The 21,261-nt window shown below is 42.0% G+C and carries 22 protein-coding genes and 1 pseudogene; 11 read left to right on the forward strand and 12 right to left on the reverse strand.

Features of this window, described 5'->3' with window-relative positions; translation table 11 throughout:
• Positions 1-42: 42 nt before the first annotated feature.
• Complete coding sequence (locus tag MAS10914_RS35195; RefSeq protein ID WP_026082239.1) at positions 43-897, reverse strand: hypothetical protein; 855 nt, start codon at positions 895-897, stop codon at positions 43-45.
• 47 nt (positions 898-944) lie between these two features.
• On the opposite strand from MAS10914_RS35195, the gene MAS10914_RS0100475 reads away from it, so the two are divergent.
• Together MAS10914_RS0100475 and MAS10914_RS0100480 are read left to right on the forward strand one after the other, a co-directional pair.
• Positions 945-1,445 carry a helix-turn-helix domain-containing protein gene (locus MAS10914_RS0100475; RefSeq protein WP_017313950.1) on the forward strand — a complete coding sequence of 167 codons (501 nt, stop codon included), beginning with the start codon at positions 945-947 and terminating at the stop codon, positions 1,443-1,445.
• A 47-nt stretch (positions 1,446-1,492) separates the two neighbouring features.
• Positions 1,493-2,017 carry an IS630 family transposase gene (locus tag MAS10914_RS0100480; RefSeq protein ID WP_026082240.1) on the forward strand — a complete coding sequence of 175 codons (525 nt, stop codon included), beginning with the start codon at positions 1,493-1,495 and terminating at the stop codon, positions 2,015-2,017.
• On the opposite strand, the gene MAS10914_RS35200 is transcribed toward MAS10914_RS0100480, so the two are convergent.
• The 4 genes from MAS10914_RS35200 to MAS10914_RS0100500 all read right to left on the reverse strand — a co-directional run bounded on the left by MAS10914_RS35200 (position 2,003) and on the right by MAS10914_RS0100500 (position 6,034).
• Positions 2,003-2,200 carry a hypothetical protein gene (locus tag MAS10914_RS35200; protein WP_026082241.1) on the reverse strand — a complete coding sequence of 66 codons (198 nt, stop codon included), beginning with the start codon at positions 2,198-2,200 and terminating at the stop codon, positions 2,003-2,005. The two genes, MAS10914_RS0100480 and MAS10914_RS35200, sit on opposite strands and share 15 nt — an antisense overlap.
• Positions 2,201-2,712: 512 nt before the next feature.
• Positions 2,713-3,786, reverse strand: a complete 1,074-nt coding sequence (locus MAS10914_RS29135) for a hypothetical protein (RefSeq protein WP_232224068.1) — start codon at positions 3,784-3,786, stop codon at positions 2,713-2,715.
• On the reverse strand, positions 3,783-5,126 hold the full coding sequence (gene dnaB, locus MAS10914_RS0100495; RefSeq protein WP_017313953.1) for a replicative DNA helicase: 1,344 nt from the start codon (positions 5,124-5,126) through the stop codon (positions 3,783-3,785). The genes MAS10914_RS29135 and dnaB overlap by 4 nt, the downstream gene beginning before the upstream one ends.
• Complete coding sequence (locus tag MAS10914_RS0100500) at positions 5,123-6,034, reverse strand: hypothetical protein (RefSeq protein WP_017313954.1); 912 nt, start codon at positions 6,032-6,034, stop codon at positions 5,123-5,125. The genes dnaB and MAS10914_RS0100500 overlap by 4 nt, the downstream gene beginning before the upstream one ends.
• A 202-nt stretch (positions 6,035-6,236) precedes the next feature.
• On the opposite strand from MAS10914_RS0100500, the gene MAS10914_RS0100505 reads away from it, so the two are divergent.
• The 4 genes from MAS10914_RS0100505 to MAS10914_RS0100520 all read left to right on the forward strand — a co-directional run bounded on the left by MAS10914_RS0100505 (position 6,237) and on the right by MAS10914_RS0100520 (position 9,946).
• Entirely contained in the window at positions 6,237-6,611 is a 375-nt protein-coding gene (locus MAS10914_RS0100505) for a transcriptional regulator (RefSeq protein ID WP_017313955.1), read from the forward strand.
• A 1,127-nt stretch (positions 6,612-7,738) separates the two neighbouring features.
• Complete coding sequence (locus tag MAS10914_RS0100510) at positions 7,739-8,500, forward strand: nucleotide-binding protein (RefSeq protein ID WP_017313956.1); 762 nt, start codon at positions 7,739-7,741, stop codon at positions 8,498-8,500.
• Positions 8,475-9,278: a P-loop NTPase family protein gene (locus MAS10914_RS0100515; RefSeq protein WP_017313957.1), complete on the forward strand. Its 804-nt coding sequence runs from the start codon at positions 8,475-8,477 to the stop codon at positions 9,276-9,278. Before MAS10914_RS0100510 ends, MAS10914_RS0100515 begins: the two co-directional genes overlap by 26 nt.
• 23 nt (positions 9,279-9,301) lie before the next feature.
• Entirely contained in the window at positions 9,302-9,946 is a 645-nt protein-coding gene (locus tag MAS10914_RS0100520; protein WP_017313958.1) for a DUF6753 family protein, read from the forward strand.
• Here MAS10914_RS0100520 and MAS10914_RS29140 read toward each other — a convergent pair.
• Positions 9,932-10,669 (reverse strand): response regulator, encoded by a 738-nt coding sequence (locus tag MAS10914_RS29140; RefSeq protein WP_017313959.1) that lies wholly within the window; start codon positions 10,667-10,669, stop codon positions 9,932-9,934. The genes MAS10914_RS0100520 and MAS10914_RS29140 overlap by 15 nt on opposite strands.
• 429 nt (positions 10,670-11,098) lie before the next feature.
• On the opposite strand from MAS10914_RS29140, the gene MAS10914_RS29145 reads away from it, so the two are divergent.
• Positions 11,099-11,740, forward strand: coding sequence for a response regulator (locus MAS10914_RS29145; protein ID WP_017313960.1), 642 nt, complete (start codon positions 11,099-11,101; stop codon positions 11,738-11,740).
• Here the strand turns inward: MAS10914_RS29145 and MAS10914_RS0100535 are convergent.
• The 5 genes and pseudogenes from MAS10914_RS0100535 to MAS10914_RS0100555 all read right to left on the reverse strand — a co-directional run bounded on the left by MAS10914_RS0100535 (position 11,668) and on the right by MAS10914_RS0100555 (position 15,056).
• The gene (locus MAS10914_RS0100535; protein ID WP_017313961.1) at positions 11,668-12,297 is read right to left on the reverse strand and encodes a hypothetical protein; all 630 of its coding nucleotides are present in this window, start codon (positions 12,295-12,297) and stop codon (positions 11,668-11,670) included. The genes MAS10914_RS29145 and MAS10914_RS0100535 overlap by 73 nt on opposite strands.
• A 38-nt stretch (positions 12,298-12,335) precedes the next feature.
• Positions 12,336-13,202 carry a hypothetical protein gene (locus tag MAS10914_RS34800; protein ID WP_017313962.1) on the reverse strand — a complete coding sequence of 289 codons (867 nt, stop codon included), beginning with the start codon at positions 13,200-13,202 and terminating at the stop codon, positions 12,336-12,338.
• A gap of 86 nt (positions 13,203-13,288) precedes the next feature.
• Complete coding sequence (locus tag MAS10914_RS0100545) at positions 13,289-14,005, reverse strand: tyrosine-type recombinase/integrase (protein WP_017313963.1); 717 nt, start codon at positions 14,003-14,005, stop codon at positions 13,289-13,291.
• Positions 14,002-14,391, reverse strand: a pseudogene (locus MAS10914_RS32385) (Tn3 family transposase); the annotation flags it as partial. The pseudogene MAS10914_RS32385 and the gene MAS10914_RS0100545, both read right to left, overlap by 4 nt.
• Positions 14,316-15,056 carry a DUF4158 domain-containing protein gene (locus tag MAS10914_RS0100555; protein WP_017313965.1) on the reverse strand — a complete coding sequence of 247 codons (741 nt, stop codon included), beginning with the start codon at positions 15,054-15,056 and terminating at the stop codon, positions 14,316-14,318. The gene MAS10914_RS0100555 and the pseudogene MAS10914_RS32385, both read right to left, overlap by 76 nt.
• A gap of 336 nt (positions 15,057-15,392) precedes the next feature.
• Here MAS10914_RS0100555 and MAS10914_RS29150 point away from each other — a divergent pair, with 336 nt between their 5' ends.
• The 4 genes from MAS10914_RS29150 to MAS10914_RS33770 all read left to right on the forward strand — a co-directional run bounded on the left by MAS10914_RS29150 (position 15,393) and on the right by MAS10914_RS33770 (position 19,171).
• Positions 15,393-16,757: a DEAD/DEAH box helicase gene (locus MAS10914_RS29150; RefSeq protein ID WP_017313966.1), complete on the forward strand. Its 1,365-nt coding sequence runs from the start codon at positions 15,393-15,395 to the stop codon at positions 16,755-16,757.
• Between the two features lie 157 nt (positions 16,758-16,914).
• Entirely contained in the window at positions 16,915-17,292 is a 378-nt protein-coding gene (locus tag MAS10914_RS0100565) for a hypothetical protein (protein ID WP_017313967.1), read from the forward strand.
• Between the two features lie 17 nt (positions 17,293-17,309).
• A complete protein-coding gene (locus MAS10914_RS29155) occupies positions 17,310-18,800 on the forward strand; it encodes a caspase family protein (protein WP_017313968.1) in 1,491 nt (496 codons plus the stop codon).
• 11 nt (positions 18,801-18,811) lie between these two features.
• Positions 18,812-19,171: a hypothetical protein gene (locus MAS10914_RS33770; RefSeq protein ID WP_017313969.1), complete on the forward strand. Its 360-nt coding sequence runs from the start codon at positions 18,812-18,814 to the stop codon at positions 19,169-19,171.
• Positions 19,172-19,306: 135 nt separating this feature from the next.
• Here MAS10914_RS33770 and mobV read toward each other — a convergent pair whose 3' ends face one another.
• Positions 19,307-21,256 carry a MobV family relaxase gene (gene mobV / locus MAS10914_RS0100580; protein WP_017313970.1) on the reverse strand — a complete coding sequence of 650 codons (1,950 nt, stop codon included), beginning with the start codon at positions 21,254-21,256 and terminating at the stop codon, positions 19,307-19,309.
• Positions 21,257-21,261 lie beyond the last annotated feature (5 nt).

The raw sequence follows: 21,261 nt of genomic DNA on the forward strand, positions 1-21,261 counted from the left end.
GGAAAATTCAATGGTTAAGTGTTGACTGTTGACTGTTAACTGTCAGCGGTGAACTGTCAGCGGTGAACTGTCATCAGTTTTAATATATACCCGTTCTCCGACTTTCAGATCCCAGTGTCCTGTCTGCAAACCTTGCCTAATGGTATCTCGCAGCTTGGACACCTCAGCATCTAGAAGTATATTTAAACTCCGGTCTTTGGCAAAAGCTTCTTTCAGTGCTTTAGTTGTCCAATGGTCTAACCCAGAAAGCCATACTTTCTGCAAAATGTAAGCAGGTGCATAGGCTGGTGCATCTTCGCCGCGAATTTTTTGGCAATCTCGCAAAGCTTTTAAAATGACTTCCTGTTGATTATTTTTGTTCTTGACCTCGCTAGCATCCTGCGCCGATAGAGTATAATGCATCAAGCCTTTGGGCGCTTTTACGGGGTCATTAGCTGGATAAAATAAGTGACGGTAAGCATTCGTTAAAGATACTCGTACTGCTAAATCAAGGGTACCTTTTTTATCTTTTATTTGCCGTTGCTGACTTTCTGATAAATCTTGCAAGCGGTTGGGAGAATTAAGAATATTTTGAATTGCCCGATGCTCCCTAGCATTGTCAATCGCTCGTTCTAATTCTTGCTTGTTTGCTACTAAGAATAATAAGCGATTTATAAAAGTGCGAAACTTTCCTGACTCGCCTGTTTCATTAAAAATTTTCTCCACAATTGGCGGAGGACCTTCAGTAGTGGCGGAAATCGTCGCTTCATTGAAATCAATTAAACACAGGGCGATGCTATCCGGTGCATCATCCACATCTGCTGGTGACTCCGGTGCAGAAACTAGCTTAAAGAATTTCTCAGCAAAAATTGTATCGCGACGGCTTCGTAAGTCATCCTTCGCCTCATACCATTTCACTAAAAAAATGATAGAAATAATTCAGGAATAAATATGAATGAGTGAAAATGGCTGGAATCACCAAAGTAGAAATAAAAGAGTCAGCAGACCAATTGCATGAACTGCTGAGAAAACAAAAAACAGCATTAGGTAAAGAACGAATTCAAGCGTTGTATTTACTGAAGATAGGGCAGGTAAAAACAATACAGGGTTTGGCTGTGATGTTGGGAAGAGGCACAGCGACAGTACAAAGATGGTTAAAAGCTTATACAGAGTCGGGAATCACCAATCTGGTATCAAGAAAAAAGGGTTCAGGGCGACCGCCAATCATCAACACACAGATTCGAGAGCAATTATTGAAAGAACTGGAAGATCAACAGGGATTCAAAAGTTATGAAGAAATAAGAACATGGTTAAAAGCGGTAGAGGGGGTAGAAGCTTCATATAAAGTAGTACATGATACAGTGCGTTATCAAATGAAGGCGAAACTAAAAGTGCCGCGTGCAGTAGGGGTCAAACACCAGCCCGAAGCAGAATCAGAGTTTAAAAAAAACTCCCACAATATTTAGAGGTAATTAAAAAACACATCATACCACCGAAAGATAAAAATAGAAGAATTAGGTATTGGTGTGAGGATGAAAGTCGCGTAGGACTGAAAACTGAAGTAGGGAGATTAATTACCGCAAAAGGTACCAAGCCGATTGGCATCATGCAATGGAAACGAGAGAATTTTTATTTATATGGATTAGTAGAACCATTAACTGGTGAGTATTTTATTTGGGAATTCTCTCATTTAAATGCAGCTTGTTTTAATATTTTTTTAGAAAAGTTTTCCGCCAGTTATGCTCAAGATATACATATTATTCAATTAGATAATGGCGCTTTTCATTTTAGCCAGTATCTTCAGATACCAGAGAATATAATTTTGTTATTTCAACCTCCACATACACCGCAAGTTAATCCAATTGAGAGATTATGGGAGGAAGTTAAACGACATCTGGCGTGTGTTAGCTTTGGGACGTTAGATGAATTAAGGCAATTTATCTGGAAGCGTTTGGAGAAATTAAACACATCTATCGTTGCTTCTATTACTGGTTGGGATTTTATTCTTGATGCTCTATTTGCATCAGATTTTTCGTGAAATGGTATCAGTGATTCCGATTTGTGCCTTTTCTTCCGCAATAATTTTATTAATTGATGGTTCTTCTTTAAAACGAGCGATAGAAGTTATCGCATCGTTTTCCAAGTACCAAGCAACTTCACTCAACCTTTCCAAGGCTGTATCAACAAAGCCAATTTCTAACCCAGGTGTCAGCAGTGACAAATTTAATTCAGCGCGACGAATACCTGCTGCTATTCCTTGGTTGATGGAATGTAAGAAAATTGTACGCGCTACCCAGGTAGAAAAGGGAGGTTTACCTGCAGCTGTCCATGCTGCGTCTTGTAATTAAGCGTGTGCTTCTCTCCCACAGTCGCAGCTTGGCGGCGAATAAGTCGGGGGAAATGTCTCCAGCTAATATTTCTTCTCTAGGGATGCAGGTTTTAAATACAGAAGGCAGCATCATATTTTCATTGTTTCTTTAAACACATTTTAGTCAGTGCTATCCGTTAATGACCTGATTAATGATCATGCCCCTGCTGTAGCTGGTACAGAGCCATTCTGATGTCTATTTTATTTAGAGTGGTAATAAAATTACAGCCTATGTCTCTGGCAAAGCGTCCACTGTAGCTCAAATGGTACCAGTTCCAACTGGTTTCAAGTTTCAAATAAGTTATTTTCCGCAGTAAGACCCATAAGACAAAAGAGTTACGCTAACAGCCCCACGCCTGGGGTTTTTACAATTTTACGCTTAAAATAGCCAAAATCTCTTTAACTGGCGCTTTCTGAGCTTCTAGCTCTTCAATCCTCTTTAATAGCCGTTTTGGAATGTACCTACTCTTTTTGACCAGGCGATCGCCATCTTTCCAAAACTCGTAGTGATACCAAGCTTGAGGATAATCTTTGCCGTGAAGGGTAATGGTTTTCCACTGAATTGAGCCACTGCCTAACCCCTTGTCTCGTCTTGTTTTACTAGGGCTGTCTTTACTGGTGGTTGCTTCCACCTGTCCCCCATCGTTACTAGGGCTATCTTTAAGGGATACACATGAAGGCTCTTCGTGAGTACTAGGGCTTTTTTTACTAGTGGTTATTTCATCATTACTAGGGCTGTTTCTAATATCCCCCAGTAATGTGTTTTTACTAGGGCTTGGCACAACACCCAGTAATCCCAAAATCTCTATCACTGGTCGTTTCTGTTCCTCTGCTTCTTGAATAACCCCTAGTAATTGCTTAGGAATGTACTTGGTTCTCTTCAGACCGTTTTCCTTCCAGTGATAATAAGCCTGGGGGTATTCCTTTCCATTCTTGATAATGGTGCGCCAATAAATAGTGCCGTTACCCTCACCCCAATTTCTGCGCTTTTTACTAGGGCTGCCATTACTGGGGGATATATGGGATTTAGAGGAGTTTGTACTAGGGCTGTCTTTACTAGGGCTATTTTCGATACCCCCCAGTAAAAATTCAGAGACTCTCCACTCATCATCTGTTCTTTGTTGGGCTTCTTCTTTATATAGAAGTTGAGTTGGTAGGTGAATGACACCATACAACTCAAAGACTTCTCTAAACAGCTGGACATTATCACCCCAGTAAATTAAGCAGTGAGATTGTCGTGCTGGTAACTTTAGCTTGTAGTTGGTATCCAAAAACTTGGTTCTGCCCGAACAGAAATAGACGGGCTGAGTCGCAAGCACCGGACTGCCGCTCTTGTGCAGTCCGAACTGTAGGTTGCTGCTCTCGCCGTCAAAACCCAGTATCCAGCCATTAGGGCGAAAGGTTTCGACGGTAGTTTGAGGAATCGGCTCTTTCATCATTCCAAATTCTTGATAATTCCATAGGATTTGTCGAAGAACACCGTTGCCGTGCCAGTGTCCCCATGCCGTGCCTTAGCCATGATTAGTTCTAGGATTCCTTGGTCTAGAGTGTCCGGGTTGTAGTACTCGTCCCGGTAAGCGAGTATTATATTGTCTGCTACCATCTCTAAGATTCCCGACTGGCTGAGATCGCTCATCATTGGGCGCTTGTTTTGCCTTCCCTCAACTGCTCTAGAGATTTGAGACAGCGCCAACACAGGAACATCCAAATCACCTGCCATTTTGTAAAGTCCCCTCGCCACATCTCCTAGTTCGTAGCTCCGGTTGCCAAGAGAGTCCTCTGCCATCATTTGCAGGTAATCAACTACAACCAACCCCAGCTTGCCTTCTTTTGCCTTTACCTGACGGCATTCGGAAGCAATTCCAGAAACGGTAATGCCTCTTGAGTCATTAATGTACAGCGGCAGTTCTCTTGCAATACCAACGATTTTGGCAATGCTGCTAAATTCCCATTCCTTTAAAGGTTCAAATCCTGCCCGGTGTCTGCGGATGCGATCGGTTCTTAAGGGTATCAAACCTAAATGCTTGTAGGCACCTACGACGCTAATTAAACTCCACAGTCTGTACTCCAGCTGCTTCTTAGTCATCTCTAGGGAAAAGATAATGACAGGTAGCTTGTGAAGCAGTATCATCTGAAGAGCCAAAAAAAGTGCAATCTGGCTCTTTCCCATTGATGGTCTGCCTGCAACTATAGTCAATATGCCGCTTTCAAATCCCACCATCAAGTTATCGAGTTCATAAAGCCCTGTAGGGTAAATGGGGCTAGATGACTCTAATTGCTCGTAAGCAGCAATATTAATCGTGCTGTTATGTTCGGTATTTGAACAAAATTTTTGGTGAGAAACTTGGAAAACTTTCTGCTCTGATTGGTCGAGGACAATTGGTAACTCAGTTTCTGTCTCGTAACCCAGATGGACAATTTCATTACCAGCTTTAATTAACTGCCGCCGTAGATATTTCTCCATTACCAATGCGGCTAGGGCGTCGATGTTGACAGCACTGACTGTACGGTCTACGAGGGAGACTAGTTTATTTCTACCGCCAATGCGAGCGAGTAAGTCATGGTCAATTAACCAATTTATGACAGACAGCAAGTCCGTAGGTTTGCCGAGTCGGTGAAGGCGCAGTGCTGCTTGATAGATATCTTTGTGAGCAGTAATGTAAAAAGCTTCTGGAACCAGATGATCGCTCACCCTGCTAACCGCTTCTGGATCTAGCATTATCCCGCCCAAAATCGCCTCTTCCGCCTCAATGTTTTGTGGTGGCAATCGGTCAGTCATACTTCGCCCTGCAAGGCAAGCATAGCTTGCTGACGCTGTTCCTCAATTTCTTGTTGAAACTTTTTGGCAATATGTCGGCTGCTTTGGTTGTTTTTAGATTTGTTGATTTGTGTTTTTTGCTTCGCCAAGAATTTTTGGTAATAAACCTCCCAACGGTTTTTTCCGGTTTTGTTCTTGTAAGCTAACCAAGCCTCTATGTCGTTGACAGGTTGGCTGAGGTTTTTTGTAAGTTCCTCACAGAAATTCAAAAAATTCGCTCGCTCGGTTTCCGAGAGAGTCTTTATAAAGTCTGAATAAGTCTTATAAGTCTTAGGCTCTGAGGATTGGCTCTGGACGAGGGTTTCGGGACTCACTTGTTGCGTCATGATCACGCTTGTTGCGTCATGATCACGCTTGTTGCGTGGCGATCGCGCTTGTTGTCTGTAGGCAACACTGTTGTCTGTAGGCAACACTGTTGTCTCATCGCAACCGCAACAATGAAGACCACCAGCCAAAATTTTAACTTTGACTTTCAGCAGTTCTAGGTCAACGAATCCCTTTTCATCTAAGGCTTTCAGAGCACGGCTAACCGTCGAGCGATGTACTTCTTTATCCTCTGTTGACAATTGCCTAGCTATCCCGGAAACAGACAGTTCAACCCCATCGCCATAAGGATCGAGCGTACGAATGTAGTACAGCACATCCTTCTGTGCTGGCGTTAGCTCCCGGCAGGCTTTGAGCCATTCCTCATGCTGAAGAGGGTAAAACTTCCCTTGAATTTTGGAATTGTTCTGCGTCATAATTTCAGTAACTATAGTTTTCAGCCCCTGTCCTGCCTGATTGGGGCTAGTTTTCAAATCTATTGGCTTGAAGCTATTCCTTGATGGCTGCCGAAAATTGCTTAACTTGCGCCTCAAAGGTATCGCCATGTAAGCTAGTAGTAGCTGAAGTTCTGCCCTACTTCCTTCAAGATGATGTTATATCTTTCAGTAAGAGTAAGTCGTTGGCTCAGTTTAGCGAGAGGAAATCCTTTGCTACCATTGAGTTATCCATGTCTTTAAAAATCCTAATACAGTTCTCTTTAAATATCGCATACTATAACAACTAACTAATCCTATAATTAGCTTGGCAATGCAAAATTTTGTAACAGAGGAAACTCCTCTTTACCAGCAACTATTTGACGAGATGTTCGATAGGTTTAACCTTTCGGCAAAAGTTGTAGCCAAGCAAGCTGGAGTTTCAGAGGTGCTAATTTCCAGATTTCGTAAGGGAAAGGCTGATTTGGGAACTGGAAAGTTTCTAGCATTGCTAGGGGCTGTTCCTACGGAAGCGCGGGAGTGGTATTTGTCTCAGTTGCTAGGGGCGAAGCCTGGGGTGAGCCTACGAGTGCTTGTATCTGCTGCTTCTCCTGTAGAAAGAGTGGAAATCCTTAACTTAATTGGCCATTCTTTCCTAGAAGACCGTAAAACTATTGAGCCAAGTGAATTGATGTCACAAGCAGTATGATAGTGAGCAATCCCACTTTATGAGTGAACATAGGGGATGTTGGTGGATGTGAACGTGTTACGTGCCCACATCCACGACTGGGAGGAGTCAAAGCTGTAGCCCAGATCCACCCTTAAGTGACATGGTCGGATAGTTTCCGTGTTTGTCAACTTAAAATACTTGCATCGTAGGGATTTTGTGCGGCAATGGTTAAGTCCTTCAAGGTAGAAATTCATTATCGAATAATTAACACTATTAACTTGAGCGAGCTTGGTAACTGCTGTATCCCTGATAACTTTGGAAAAATTTCAGAGGTGCCTAGTTGAAAGTACGGTTTGGGTAATGCTTAGCTTCAGGCGAACCTCCTATATCCTAAATCTACCCCACTCCACAAAGAGCAATCCTCTAGGTTTTTACTGTTATTTTTGTAAAATTTATATATAGTAAAATTGTAAAAATACTTAGCTATAGCTGGGTGGGGTTGCTGTAACCTACGCGATTGCCCTTTTTACCCCAAAATCCTCTTTGTTGTGGCTGTTGAATATTTATATTGCTGACATCAACAGCTCCCTTAATATTGGTAGATTTGTTTGGCTAATTTGTTTATATTTTTGCGGTAGTGGTGTGTTGTACTTCTACTGGATTGCTCGTGCATATTATAAAAGCAACTTATGCTGTAAGGTGGGATTGAAAAAAAACGCAATGTAGAGGATACCGGGAAGACGCGACTTGCTGTAGGGGTTGAATTTTATCAAAATGCGTATTAATTTACATCAAATGGTAATTTTTTGGTTGGTGGATGAGGTGTTATAAATATTCAAAGAATGTATACCTAATACCACCATATATGTAAATTTATCGGCTCCGGCTCTGTCAAATCAAACTTAAATCAGAGATATAGATTTTGATGAAGTTAAAAAGCTATTATCCCATTCAGGTTCACACCGGGCAGAATGTGCTTGAGGATATTTATCCATAAAACTACCAACTGTGAAACTGGGAAATAAGCAGTAGATATTCTTGCAAAAAGTATGGAGTTGATGTATAGCCAACTTGGATAAACGTAGGTTATCCAAATTAGCTTTGTACCTCCGCCTTTTTATTAACTGATTTCATTATTTATGACTAAAAAAAGGAATAACAAACAAATGGTAGAGAATCCGAATCAGGAGACAGGACGGGTAGTGATTGTCACTGGAGACAAGGGAGGTGTGGGCAAATCTACATTGGCTAGGGGATTGCTTCATCTGTATATCAACAAAAAGCTTAAGTATTTGGCTTACGACTCGGACCATCGCAATGCTCAATTGTACAGACATTACAACTCAGTAGAACCTGGAGTGAAGCTGCTTGATATTTTTACGAGGGGCGGTGCCGATGACCTGCTAATAGACCTGGATAGCGAACGTCCTCCACTTGCATTGGTTGACTTGCCAGCTCAGTCTGGTGCGTTTTTTGAGGAGTTCGAGAAGGACTTAGGCGTTTTTGATGCAGTTAAAGAGTTGGGCTACAGAGTCACTATGGTGAGTGTGCTGTCCAGGGTGAAGGACTCAGTGAATATTTTGCGTGTCCTCTATGAGTACTGTGGCGATCGCGTGGATTATGTGGTGGTGAAGAATCTGTTTCATGGAGATGCCGATAAGTTTGAGCGTTATCAAGACTCTGAAACTCGAACTAAACTTTTAGAAGCTGGGGCTATGGAAATTTTGATGCCCGACTTGTTTTTCAAACCCTATGACTATATTGATGAGAAGAACTTGCCTTTTAGCGCAGTTTTAGAGAGCAAAGAAGCCAACATTGTCATCAAATCTCGTGTTGCAGCTTGGCTTAAGGAATTTGAGCAAAATGTGTTGGTTGCTAGTCAGTTGCTGGGGTTAGAAAATCATGCAGCAGCAAGTCAAGCCGCTTAACCAAAATGCTCCTGCGATTCTCCCCATTCCTAAGAGACTAGTGATGACAACTGGCGATGCTAGGGTAGGCAAGTCCACAACAGCACGCTTGTTAGTAGAGCTTTACCTAGAGTCCAGACTAAAGTTGCGAGCTTACTACACTGGTAACCGCAATAAGTTGTATGCCTATGAGCTAGTGTTACCTGTTGGGGAATTGCCATTAACGCGGGGTGGTGCTGACCAATTGCTTATCGACCTAGAGTGCTTTTCTGATGTGATAGTAGCTCTTAGTGACTTGCCAGGGCAGAATTTTAAGCAGTTCAAACAATTTGCAGAAGAAGTGCTGCTGTGGGATGCAATTGCTAGTTTGGGTTATCGCATCACCTTTGTGCATCCAGTTTCTTATCGACGTGATTGTGTTGAATACTTACAAGAGCTTCTTAACTACTGTGGCAATAGGGCAGATTATGTAGTAATCAAAAACCTGCACTTTGGTGATGAGTACCCCTACTATGATGGCTCTGATATCCAAAAGTATATTCAAGATAGAGGTGGTGATGAATTGTATTTAGGAGCGTTATGGAGAGGTGCTTATGAATTGGTAGAATCTATGAATTTGCCCTATAGTCAAGCCTTGCAGAACCCAGAGATAGATTTAATGAACCGCTCTCGTATTTTTAACTGGATGGAAGAGTTTAACCAGCAAATCAAGGGTAATAAAATTCTTTCTGAATTATTAGCTTTTTCACAACAAGTATCATCAGTTAATCTTCAACAAAAGTTAGATTTTGATTTTTAGTTTTTGGTTAGTTAAAGGCTTTTATGAGTGGGAATACTTCTATAGAAGGTTCTTTAGATGCAGCTTTAAAAGGACGTTCTGACCATTTTAAACAGAAAGTTCTTGATGTAGTTCGGCGTTCTGGCATCAATCCCAAAGACCCGTTGTTTTTGGTTTTAAGTTCCCTTGGTAAGTTCGAGGTATTGATGGAGGATATTCCAGGTAAACTTGATACTGTAGTGGAGGGATGGACAATTGAAATAGATGAGAAGCTCGATAAGGCATCGAGTGTAGCTATTGTTCAACAGAAGAGTGCTATTGCTAAAGCTGCTTCAGCTTTGTTGAAGAAGGTGGAACAACAAAAATCAAAGACAGTCCTTAGTTCCATGCTACCTGCTGCCTTAGTTCTATCTGGTGTTTTTGGTGTGGGTATCCTAGTTGGTAATATGATTCCAGCTTGGAAAGGAGGTGGTCTGGTTGAGCCAGTTCGCCTGACCTTTGAAGAGAAAGAAGCTTTGACTTGGGCAAAATCAAAAGACGGACAGTTTGCCCGTCAGCTTGTGAAGTGGAAGGATTTTGAATTAAATGTATGTCGTAAGGAAACAGAACACCTTAAGGGTAGATGCGTTCTTTGGGTTGTGCCTTACAACCAGCGTTCTGTATATCAGCAGCAGTTAAGCGATAGATAAGTTTTGAACTTGGTAGTTGTTGTAATCATTTTCTTGCCACACAGGTGTTTCGACTAGCCCTTCAGAGATTGCTTTGATTGCTGCTTGGGAACGACTTTCACAGTTTAGTTTTTGTAGTATTCGATGCACATGACTTCTTACTGTTCCAATAGATATATATAGGTTTCCAGAAATTTTTTCATTGCTCATTCCTTGAGCTATTAATCGCAAAACATCTATCTCTCTCTGACTGAGTATACTTGCTCCATAAGCGGACTCTCTTTTATTATGAATTTTTTGGATTTTCCGAATAGATTTTGTTGAATCTTTCATGTTCTCAATCACGATTTTGCCAATTGTTGAGTCAATCCAAGATTCCCCTCTATAAGTGACATATACTGCTTCTGCTAACTTTTTTCTTGGTAAATTTTTGACGCAGTACGAATCCGCTCCATACCTAAACGCTTTTGTGACTGTATCCTGTGTGTTATCAGCAGTTAATATTATGACTTTTGTATGAAAATTGTCCTTAATTCTTTTGCAAAGTTCTGCACCATCTATATCTGGAAGATTAATATCTACTAAGGCTATATCAGGATTATGCTTTTTTATCAAACTTAGACCTAAAGAGCCATTGTCTGCTTCCCCGCACACCTCAATGTGTTCGTTTGCAGAAAGCGCTGTAACTACCCCAAACCTCATTAGCTCATGGTCCTCAATAATTACTACCCTAATCCTACTCATCTTTGCTCCTTTTTATCTTTTTTATTGCGTAAGTATACTTAGAAAATAAGTGCTTGATTTATAGATATTTTAGTATTTGCGTTTTGAACTGTGACATAGCAATTATAAGGTAATAAAAATTATTAAGTTTATTTATATTCAGCGTTATTACTGATGTTTATAAGCGCTGCTTATTATAAATTTTGATTAATGAGAGAGATAGAGTGGAGTGATTTAACACCCATTAGCGAATGCTTTCAGCATTATAGTGAGGGCTTTAAAGATAGCCCTATTTGACCAGATTGCTATAAAAAAATTTTCTAGCTGCCGTTATTATAAGAGTTTAAATTCGTACCTTGGGGTGCGCTACTAGCTTCAAGCCTTGTAATAAAAATAATGTGCATCTGTCTACCGAAGATTTCCTTTACTATTAAGTGATGGATACAGTTAATGTATATTAGTCATTTTCCTTCCACCGCTAACCGCTATATAGCGGAGGCATCCAACGGAATTTTAGGTGAATCAGATTATAAATACAGAATTTTATTAGTGAGTGATAGTGACAGGGATGATGAATCTCAGTTGCTTAACTGCATTCAAAAGGAGGCATCATATTGGATTAAAAGTGCTTTGGTTCGAGAGGCGTTGGAAATAGTAAGGGAGTCACCCCCAGATTTAATGGTTTTGGATGTGAGCAATTCACTGTTAAAGTGGCATGATTTGATTAGTATCATCCGTTCAACTGTGACGCCTTACTTTCCGATTTTGCTAGTTGCCAATAACGATCACCCCAACTTGGAGTTGGGATTGGAAGCTGGTGCGGACGATTTGGTGACAAAGCCTCCTGTAGCAAACGAATTAGGAGCGAGGATTCGGGCATTGCTAAGAGTGAATCGTAGGATTGCTGAACGAGATGCTCGCCTTAAAGCTCAGGAGAATTTTGTACGACTCTTAGTCCACGATTTGCGAGTTCCACTTGCGGCTGCAATTCATCTTTTGGATTCTCTTGTGGACGGAGTTTATGGAGATGATCTTGAAGAGATTTCCCCAGGAGTAACTTTTAGTGTGGCAGTAAACTTTTCTGACTCATAGACTCTAGTCCTTAAATCTTCATTATCCCCACTCTCTAATGCTGACCCCTCTTTCATCAGTCTAGTTAAGACTAGCGGAATTACATATCGGTGTATATCCTCTGTATTTTGCTGATGAAGGCTTACTAAAGTTTCTTCTTGTTCAGTAAGAGTTGATACTTCCTCAATCACATCTCGTGCAAATGCTGAATTACTATCTACTTCATCCATAGAAGAAGAATGCGTTGAAGGCGATGTTTCCTTATCCTCCACCAATGGTAAGGGTGCAGCCTTATCATCAATTTCTTCTGCACGCTCCTCTGCCAAAGACAATGCTGTTACTATAGACTCTTCATAAGACTTTCCTGAATTCACTCCACCAATTATCTCTGATAAAGTTCTGATAGCATCCTCTTGTTCAGAAGGACTAACTTCCTCAGCAATCTTCTCAAAAGATTGCTCATCATACCCAACTTTCTCTAAAATTTGGCTGAGGATATAAGCAGCTTTGGCAGGAGATATATCTTCTGAGATTTTTGAGGTAGTTTCTGTAAGTGTCACTAAAGGATTTGTAGCCATAATTTCTGATTTTTAGATAGGATATAATATTGATATAATTAGATTTCTATGTATTCAAATTTGACTTGAGATAAAGCTGTATCGATTTTGGCATTAATGTCTTCAAAAGTTTTGATTATCTTATAAGAAATTTGGTAACTTTGTACTTTTCCTGATTTAATATCAAGAAGCACATCTCCATTTTTAGGGGAAATTGTTAAGTCTTTTTGGGAGGGATTGACAGAGATGTCGTAGGTTTTGCCCTTGACTTGGGTAGAACCACCTTCCCCAGGTTGTCCCAGAACATCACTAATTCTTTGAGCAATTTGAGTCAGCCGATTTATAGAGCGTAATTCCTCCATATCTTTGTTCATCGCAATCAACGCTTTCTCTGACAATCCCTGACCAGACTTAAACTGAGTGGCAACTACTGCAATCCGGTTTTTATACTCTTCTGACTTGCCCAGTTTGTCTGCAGCACTGTACCAATTTCTCAAACTATCAATAGTGGCTTGCTCATAACTCCCCACAGTGTCAGCCATCACTCCTGTTTGGGGAATATTTTGGGAAGATGCGACAAAAGGATTTTGAGTTGTTGTGAGGGCTGCGGGTACTGCGGTTAGAGGTACGGAAGTCGGTTGTGCTGGAAATCTTGGGGATGGTGCAACGTCTTGGGTTTTACTGCTATCAACAGAAGTAACTAGTTCCAGCGATGAAGCGCGTATGTATCCGTCACCCTGAGCTTCCAGCTTATATCCATGCTCTTGCAGGTATTGCTGTACTAACTGGTCAGTACCAGCAGCATTGCCTACTACAAAAGAACTGCCAGCTGCGATCGCTTTATCTAGCAAGGGCACATAATGGTTTTTGAAGGTTTCGAGAATTTGTTGCTGGGTAACACCGCGCCAAGGACCAGAGCCTGACACAATTATGGTGTCATTGATAGAATATACTCCAGTATTTGGGGTAGTGTTACGGAAGCTGTCACCAGGGGCAAAGTAGTACAGCAGTATTAAACTGGAAACTTCCCCATCACCTCGTCATATTCTTTTTGAGCTTCCCCTATTGACAACCGTGAGTACACTTCCAGCGACTGACGAGAAGAATGTCCTGAGTAAGGTTGGATCAGTGCATCATCAATTCCTTGTTTTTTCAGCCATGTCAGCAGAAAATGGCGCAGCCTGTGAGGTGAGATAGCCCTATTTAGTCCTGCCGCCAGCACATACTTTTCTAGGATTTTTCTCACCCCTCGGTCACTATACTTGCGCTTCCACGACGACTCAAACAGGTAAGTCGCCTGTTTGCGCTGCATCGAATCTACGTGCATCGCCAAAACTTCCTTAAAACCTACAGGAAACGGAACAATTCGGTCTTTTCCCCCTTTCCCCTGGTTAATGCGAATCTGGCAGCGGACAAAATCTATATCTTCAAGGTGAATATTGATTAATTCACTAACTCTTACTCCTGTATAAAGTAGAGTTTTTATCATTACCATATCTTGCATATTACGAGTGTGCCAAACGGCTTCATAGTACCGCTGAATTTCTTCTTCAGTTGGCACATCAGGTAATAAGTCCGTTGATGTTTTAGGGGATTGAATCTCTAACTCAGTTCGCAAGTAGCGAAAAACGCTTTTTAAATAGGTGTAATCGGGATGTTCGCCACGCAGATATTTAGCTAACTCATGTGCTTTCTTTTTAGCTGGAGTCCGTTTAACATTCACATTCACGCAATTACCTCCACGGGAAACTCAATCAGTAATCGTTCATCTAGGTCTAACCTCCAAGTGCCATAGGGATTAACATGGTTATAAATGAGAGGTGTTAACGCCCGAAAGTCTTCTGTTTTCATTCGGGACATCCAAGTAGGTTCAGATAAAACCTGTTGAATCATCAAAGTATTGATATAAACCAAGCATATTTGTAATAAGTGAAGACACAATACCGACAATTCCTGTTCTTCAAGGCGGTTAGTGGCAACCTCTCCACCCTTGCCATAGAAAATAAAACTGTTAGCACTGTTCCAGTTTTCAACAACATTTAACCCCTCATTGATTTCACGGCGTAATGCCTCTGATTGCAGATATTGGCATAGAAAGATAGTTTTGATGGCTTTGATAATAAACTTTCTAAACCTACTCGACCAGGGTCTGCTTTGAGGTCACTAAAGGCAATACCAGTGTTGTCCCGTTGCAAAGTTGGAGCTTCCTTATATTCACTGCTATCAACAGCGTCTAAGAGAACATCTATTTGAGTCTTAGTTTCCCTTGAGAACTTTTGGAGCGTGCTAGAAAAGAAGTTCTTCTCGTATGTATGCAAAGCCGACCGGATGAGGCGATTAATTCGTAGGTTTGTGGGAGGTTCAATACGTTGAGAGCGAAACCGTTGAATAACTACGGCTTCTAGATGTTCAACATCCTGCTCGTGTCCTAATACCAGCTCCACCAGCCAGTTAGCCATTTCCTTCGCATCACAGACAGTGGCTTTACGGAAGCCCAAGAAGGAGCGGATTTCAGCACGGTGATATTTAATGCTGCGTCCCTGCCAATCATAGGCATGATATTCTTCACTCGGTACACCGACTTGTTTAGATAGATGGACAACAACAGGTTTTGGGATGTCACGAATGTGTTGAGGGAACCTGACTTCTAAGTGAAAGAATTTCAACAAAATTGCGAAACCCAGTCGGTTCGCACCAGTTTTGTTACCTAACAAGGCTTCTTCATCGGGAAGCAGTGTCCAATACTCAATTAACTCGTTTACTTCCCAATGTCGTTTCATTGTTTATTTTAAGATGTATCCTGATTACATTACCACTTCTTCAGCGCAAAAAGTTCCGGTTTTGACTATAGTCGGAACTTTACTACGGACAATGGTACAGTTTCAGGATTTTTTCCGTGGTAATCCAGACTGTAAACAGGTAAAGTGCCAACTCCCATAGAAAATTCGGTACTTTTTGGGCAAGTACAGAAGAAGAGTGAAAGCTGGATTTTTCACGCGCTGGCACGCTTCGCGTGCCCCAGAAACTTGAAAAGTTTAAAACCTAGTCCTGGAAAGACTTTAGAGCTACTTTGCCCCTGGTGACAGCTTCCGTAACACTACCCCGTATTAAACACCTTGGCAACAGATTTTCCCTTTCAAGTTCCACTTGACCGCTCAAGTTTAGCCGAATCCCGAAGAAATGTTGCCCAACATCTGGAAGCCGTACAGCGAGCGCGCACTCTCAAGCAGAAATTAGCCGAAACTCAAAACCGACTAACAGCTTTAAACCAGCAACTAGAGTCCCTACAAGCTCATCAACAGCAACTCCAAAAGCAAGTTAATACCTATCCAGACGGAGATTTCTACAGTTGCTTCTACCGCGACTACCACTCACTACAGGTGCAACTATTCCAACACGCTTGGGAGTTTCTGCAGCAAGAAACTCTCCGACGCAAAGATGATGTCATTAGGGCGCTAGAAACTTATGGAAGCGCTTTGACGGGAGTTGGGGATGCTTTGCTCAAACTAGAAACTGACTCTGAAACCATCTACCGTGACTTGAGTTTAATCTTTCCCGTCATTAGCTCTAGTTTGCAATCTGTACGCAATATGCTGCCAAACATCCACCCCAATAGCGTTAAGCTAGCGCTGGTGGATGAGGCGGGAACGACTCTCGTACATCAATTATTTCCCTTACTGGTGCGCTCAAAACAAGCAGTCGTAGCAGGCGATCCAAAACAAATTGAACCAGTGATTAATCTGTGCGACGATACCATCAAACAGTATCTTCAAACCGCTTTTCTGGAACAGGGCATGGGGAATGAAGACTATTATCGGTATGCCCCCACTGCTAAATACACAGCTACCGCTTATCATCGTGCTGCTGGTGCTAGTGGCACAGAAGGGGATTATGGCACTGGCATTGTCTTAAGGAATCACTATCGTTGTGCCGCACCCATTATCCAGTTCTGTAGTCCCAATTATCCCGGTGGTCTGCAAATCCTTTCAAATTCTGACAGTTCTGCACAACAGTCGCACCTGCTGGCTTACCACGTCGAGGGAACTCACTCCAATAACACCAATCCAGAAGAAATTGCTGCTGTAGAAGCAGTGATTGTGTCTCTAATCGCTGATGGCTACTCTATTGGCTCTCCCGACAACTCAAAGACAATTGGGGTGATGTCGCCATTTTTGCAGCAAGCGAACGCGTTGAGGTATCGACTGCAAAACCGTTGGAAAGGCTTTTCTTGGGATGACATTGGCACGGTTCACACCTTCCAGGGAGGAGAAAAAGCAGCCATTATCTTTTCTCCTTATCAGTGCCACCAAGAACATAGTTTTTGGTTCCTCAACCGTAAACCCAATTTGTTGAATACAGCCGTCAGCCGCGCTAGGGAATTGTTTGTTTTGGTGGGTAATCTCAGGGAACTAGAATTAGCAGGCGGTGAAACCAAGCGGTTAGTTGAACACATTCGGCAACATGGAGAAATTCGCACTTAGAGCGGCTTGAATGACCTCGTTTCAACATTTCTGGTCGGCAATAGTCGCTCACTTAACAAACTTTACATTCTGTTTGTGGCTGGATTTCTAGACTGATATAACTAAGGAAATAACATTGGTGTCAAATTTTCATTGCTATTAGTCTTGGAGAACTGGCATGGCGGGTGGTTCCAACATTGGATTAACTATTAACTTTAACGATCCAGAAGCAGATCCAGAAGAACGGGACGAAGAAGTCCAAAAACTCTTAAGTCAAATGAGAGAAATAGATGCGGTTGAAGCGCTTGAGCGCGTTCCTGATCCCAGTACTCCAGAAGGAAGCAAATCCTTAGGTGGATTTCTAGTTGGGATGTTAACTGCCCAGGTTAACCCGATTAACTTTATGGCTCTACTCAGATTCCTAAGTGATCGCTTGGTTGGCAAGCCAATTGAACTAGAAGTTGAGGCAAACGGTAAAAAACTCAAAGTTACTGCTAGCAGCCGAGAAGAACTAGAATCGGCTATTCAGGCAGCACAGAAGTTTATCTCATCATAGTAGGTTGACAGATATATATGTCAAAGTTTGCGCTTTTAGTTGGGGTTAGTGAATATGAGTATGAGTCTAACCCATTACCTAGTGCCTTAAAAGATATTGAGGTAATGAAGCAGGTTTTAGAAAATCCTTATATAGGCGGTTTTACAGAAGTAGAGCAACTGCTGAATCCTGATTTACTGGAAATGCAAAAAGCTATCGAAGCACTTTTCTCAAAGCGTCGAAGAGATGACTTAGTGTTGCTATATTTTTCTGGTCGTGCAGTTAAAGATAGAAATGACAAGCTTTTCTTAGCCACTCGCGTGACCTCACAAGAGATGCTTAAATCTACATCAGTACCAGCAAGTTTTGTACAAGACTTAATGGTTGATAGCCTTTCTAAGAAGCAAGTTATAATCTTAGACTGCTCATATAGTGGTGCTTTTGCTAAAGGGCTTGATGTGTCCAAGTCAGGATGGGTTGTTCTTACATCCTGTACTTCAAGCCAGAATTCCCTCGAAAAACCAGAATTGAAGCTTTCTATTTATACGAACTATTTGGTTGAAGGATTAGAAACAGGTGCAGCAGATAGAGATAATAATAGCGAAATTTCAATTGATGAACTTCATGAGTATGCAAGAAAGAAGGTTCAGCAAAATTCTCCTATAATGAAACCACAAATATTTGCTGGAGAAGAGGGTTACAAAATACTGCTTGCCAGAGCTTCAATAGATGATTTAAGGATTAGGTATCGTAAGGAGGTTGAGTATTATGCAAGTAGTGGCAATATCTCCTCAGTTAGTCGTCGTCTGTTGGAGGTTCTAAGAGATAGTTTAGAAATATTACCAGAAGAAGCTGCTGAGATTGAAGCTGAGGTTTTAAAGCCTTATCAAAATTATATAGAAAAACTTCACCAATATAAAAGAAAGTTATTTGAAAAAGCTCAATCAAGTTATCATCTTGATGAAAAATTGATTAAAGAGTTAGATGACTTTCAGCAAGCTTGGGGATTGAGAGACGATGATGTAGAGCCAATTAAAGAGCAAGTCAAATTGCATATAAAAGAACAGTATGAAGAAAAGCTGAGACAATACGAGCAGATTTTTATTGAAACTACTCAGCGAAACTATCCACATACTGATGAGGATAAGAATGGGCTGCTTTTTATACGACAAGTTTGGAAGCTTAGAGATGAAGATGTTTCTCGAATTGAGGCAAGAATTAACGAAGAATTTGATCAGCAATATCAAGAGAAAATAGAGCAGTATAAGCAAATGTATATAGAGGTAGTAAAACTAGAACAGCCTTTAAGTGAGATGACTCGCAATAGACTAAATGGTTTTCAAAGAGTTTTAGGTTTAAGAAACGAAGACGTAACTTCTATTGAAGCTGAACTTACTGCTCAGATTGCAGAGGAAAGTAACACTGAGCAATCAATTACTAAGAGTATAACGTATGATTTCCGTGGTGCAAGTGTTGGGAATTTAGCCCATATTGTTCAATCGAACCAACGTAATAATCAAATTCAATAGGAGGAAATGCTATGTCGGAGGTTCCTAAGTTCGATTTCCGTGGTGCAAGTGTTGGAAATTTTGCAGAAACTGTTCAGGGTGATCAGAAGTCCATTCAGCATATATATGCACCAGAGCAAAAACAGACTCTTGCTGAAGCTGCTGCCCAAATCCAACAACTTCTCAAACAGTTAGAACAGACTAATCCTGCTGCTACTGAGGCTGAAAAAATTGCCTATGTCAATGATAAAACCACCCCCAGTTTCAAGCGTCGTGTTACTGGTGCATTGCAGGCGAGTGGTGAAACAGCGATTGACGAGTTTATCTTGGAAAACAAGTATCTCAAAGTTGCGAAAGCGGCTGTAAAAGGCTGGTTCCAACCAGGTAGTTAAGTCTGTTCGTGTTGTTAGCGACATAACAACCTATGAGGAAATGTAAGTCCAAAAACGGGACGTAAAGCAAAATATGAGGCAGTTTCCAGTGATTAGAGAAGCTTGCACCACAATTTATTTGGTGTAAGTAGTTCACTAGCGTTGCAGTCCTCGATTCTTTTTCTTTTCTTCTTCTAGAAGTTCCAGCCTCTCAGTACGTAAATACTCCAATAGTTCCGCATTCCAATCAAGTGCTTGTGGTCGCACTATGGTTGTTTGTGGCAGCAATTCTTTTATGGCTTCTGCCGTCTTCTGTCCTGCGACATCGTTATCGTAGGCAGCAATAACTTTGGGAACTTTAGAGAGAAATTCCAACGGCAGGCTTCTGGGGCTATCTGCCGACAAAAACATTGTCCGCTTCTGGGGCATTCCAGACCGCAGGGCAACAGATAGTGCGGCAACAGATAGCGCATCGATCGGAGATGGAGAGAGGACACATGAATGTATTTCATCTGTTGATTGACCGCCCAAGCGGAAGTAAAACCATCCCTCCGTTCGTTTTGTGCCAAGCGCGTATCCCATAAACGAATTGTTTTCTCCTCGCGTCCCTCGCAAAAACGCGCCTGTAATGATTGAGGATTGGGTATCCCCAGTCCCATGACCCCGATACTCAGTACCCGTTTCCTCAAGCGTTCGCATGGTAAAAACAGCGTTTTGCTGGTCATCAGCATAAAGCCATCCCCGTTGGTGAAGGGCAATGATAAAGTTTTCAGGCAGTCCCCTAGCTTTAGTCAAATAATTCTGTACTACTAGCCACTTTGACTCATCCGGGGTTGGTGGCACAAACTGTGGTACGGGTTCTTCTTGGACTATTTTGGCAGCTTGGTTTTGTGCGTAAGCTCTGGTAGCTCGCAGCATCCCCTCTTCATCAAAGCGATCGTGCAACCAGGCAATAGAAGACCGAAAATTACACCCCGAAACGTGCATCACCAAATCAATAGCCCCACCACCGCCCCGCTGATCATTGGGGAAGAAGTCGTAGAATTTCGACCCATCTATATCAATAATGTGTCCAAGTCCAGTCCACTTCCTCCCGTCTTTTTTGTCTGGGTTTAAGCCAAGATGCCACGCCACATCTTCTAGGGGTAACTCCCTTAATTGGTCAGCTTCTTGTTTCCACTGGTAATTAAGAGCTTCCAGTTGTGCGACCCTTTGTTCCAACTGTTGCCGCAATTTCTCAGAAGCTAGAGCCTTTTGAGATGCCCGTTTTTCTTGCTCTATAATCCGACGGCGGTCTGCCAGCTGGTGGTTGATGGCTTGAATGGTAGGGTCTGCCTTTATGCGCTCAAACAATTGCTGTGCAGTCTCCCCCTGTTTTGGTGCCAATCTGTCTAATTCCAGCGTCAAAGGTTCCTGGTTGACAGCTGAGTAATATTCCTTAACTTTGGTGTGGGTGGCTTTGCTGCCCTTTACCCCGCGTTCAATGCCCAAAGGTGCCAGCGCAGTTGCATAAGAATCTTGAAGCTTGGACAATTTAATGCTGGCTTGTCGCCCATCACCCCCAAACATCGCTTTATGGCTTAATTGTTTGGTTTTGTCGTTGATGGGGACAATGTAAGCATGGATGTGGGGGGTCGCTTCATCTAAGTGCAACTCGGCGCGAACGCATTTATCGCCATAATTCTCTTGCAGCCACTGGCGAGATGCATTGGCAAAGTCCCACATTCTCTGCTCATCCCACTCACCAGCGAGTGATGGTGAATGAGGACGAAAATATTCCGGAGATGCACTCAAAAAAATTTCGCTGCACAGCACTGCATCTTTACGCGGTTTGTGTAAAGTGGATGAAGCTATTTTGGCTTTTACTATTTCTTCCAAAGATGAGCCATTACTGTTTCCCAGAAGCCGAATATTTTCTTTATTGCGGTTGGCATTTGGGGTATCCTTCAGGCGGGCAGTGTGTGCCTCACTGCCACCAACGCTACCAAAAGTCTTGAGCTTTTCAACGCGCAAGATTGCTAATGCTGTCATTGTTCCCCACCAGCTGTTGCTCCACCACTGTCTCTGATGAATCAAGTATTCCCAAATCGCTTGCGGAAGTAACACATAGC

The organism is Mastigocladopsis repens PCC 10914 (genome assembly GCF_000315565.1).
Lineage (GTDB): Bacteria > Cyanobacteriota > Cyanobacteriia > Cyanobacteriales > Nostocaceae > Mastigocladopsis > Mastigocladopsis repens.